Origin of the sequence: Burkholderia sp., from assembly GCF_018375725.1 — a bacterium.
GTDB lineage: Bacteria > Pseudomonadota > Gammaproteobacteria > Burkholderiales > Burkholderiaceae > Burkholderia.
Window position 1 is genome coordinate 1 of record NZ_JAHACR010000542.1, and the last position, 1,167, is coordinate 1,167.

General features: G+C 64.4%; 3 protein-coding genes. All 3 read left to right on the plus strand.

Features of this window, described 5'->3' with window-relative positions; translation table 11 throughout:
• Positions 1-327: type II 3-dehydroquinate dehydratase (locus KH616_RS25240; RefSeq protein ID WP_292255312.1), on the plus strand; the 327-nt coding region annotated here is incomplete at its 5' end.
• Between the two features lie 64 nt (positions 328-391).
• Positions 392-865, plus strand: coding sequence for an acetyl-CoA carboxylase biotin carboxyl carrier protein (gene accB, locus KH616_RS25245; RefSeq protein WP_292255315.1), 474 nt, complete (start codon positions 392-394; stop codon positions 863-865).
• An 84-nt stretch (positions 866-949) separates the two neighbouring features.
• Positions 950-1,167 (plus strand): biotin carboxylase N-terminal domain-containing protein (locus KH616_RS25250; protein WP_292255317.1); only part of this gene is annotated, 218 nt, incomplete at its 3' end.

Below are 1,167 nucleotides of genomic sequence, written 5' to 3' on the forward strand. Positions count from 1 at the left end.
GGCGTCGAACTGACGTCCTTCCAGAGCAATCACGAAGGTGCGCTCGTCGACCGCATCCAGGCCGCGCGAAATGAACAGACCGATTTCATCCTGATCAACCCGGCCGCGTATACGCATACGAGCGTCGCGATCCGGGACGCCCTCGCCGGCGTCGGCATTCCGTTCGTCGAGGTTCACCTGTCGAACGTGCACCGCCGCGAAGCGTTCAGGCATCACTCTTACCTTTCCGATCAGGCCGAAGGCGTCATCTGCGGCCTGGGCTGGAAAGGTTATCTGTACGCGCTCGAATACGCGCTCGACAAGCTGCAAGGCGCGTCGCGCGGCTGATTTCACGATCTAGATTCAGCGCCGGCTCCAACCGGCGCTTTCACGTTTTGAAGGGGAATTCCCGATGGATCTTCGTAAGCTGAAAACCCTGATCGACCTCGTCTCCGAATCCGGCATCTCCGAACTGGAAGTGACGGAAGGCGAAGGCAAGGTGCGCATCGTCAAGAACGCGCCGCCGGTCTACGTGCAGCCGACGGGCGGGTATGCCCCGCAAATGAGCGCGCCGGCGCAGACGGTCGCGCTGACCGAAAACACGGCGCCGGCCGCAAGCGCCGCCGCACCGGCAGCGCCTGCCGCGCCGCAGGGCCACGTCGTGACGTCGCCGATGGTCGGCACGTTCTATCGTGCGCCGTCGCCGGGCGCGGATCCGTTCGCCCAGGTCGGCGATACGGTCAAGGAAGGCCAGACGCTCTGCATCATCGAAGCGATGAAGCTGCTGAACGAGATCGAGTCGGACAAGGCCGGCGTGATCAAGGAAATCCTCGTCGAGAACGGCCAGGCGGTCGAATACGGCCAGCCGCTGTTCGTGATCGGCTAACGCCGCCGCGCGGCTGCCCCGCCGCGCGCCGCCGATCCTCTCCAGGCGCCGAACCGGCGCCCCTCGAAGAGACGCATAATCGCTATGTTTGAAAAAATCCTCATTGCCAACCGCGGTGAAATCGCGCTGCGCATCCAGCGCGCGTGCCGCGAGCTCGGCGTCAAGACGGTGGTCGTCTACTCGGAAGCCGACAAGGAAGCCAAGTACGTGCGCCTCGCGGACGAAGCCGTCTGCATCGGCCCGGCGCCGTCGAACCTGAGCTACCTGAACATGCCGGCGCTGATCAGCGCGGCGGAAGTCAC

What these genes read in the sequence shown, in the direction of transcription:
- accB (WP_292255315.1), top strand. Translation starts at nt 392, where the DNA reads ATGGATCTTCGTAAGCTGAAAACCCTGATCGACCTCGTCTCCGAATCC.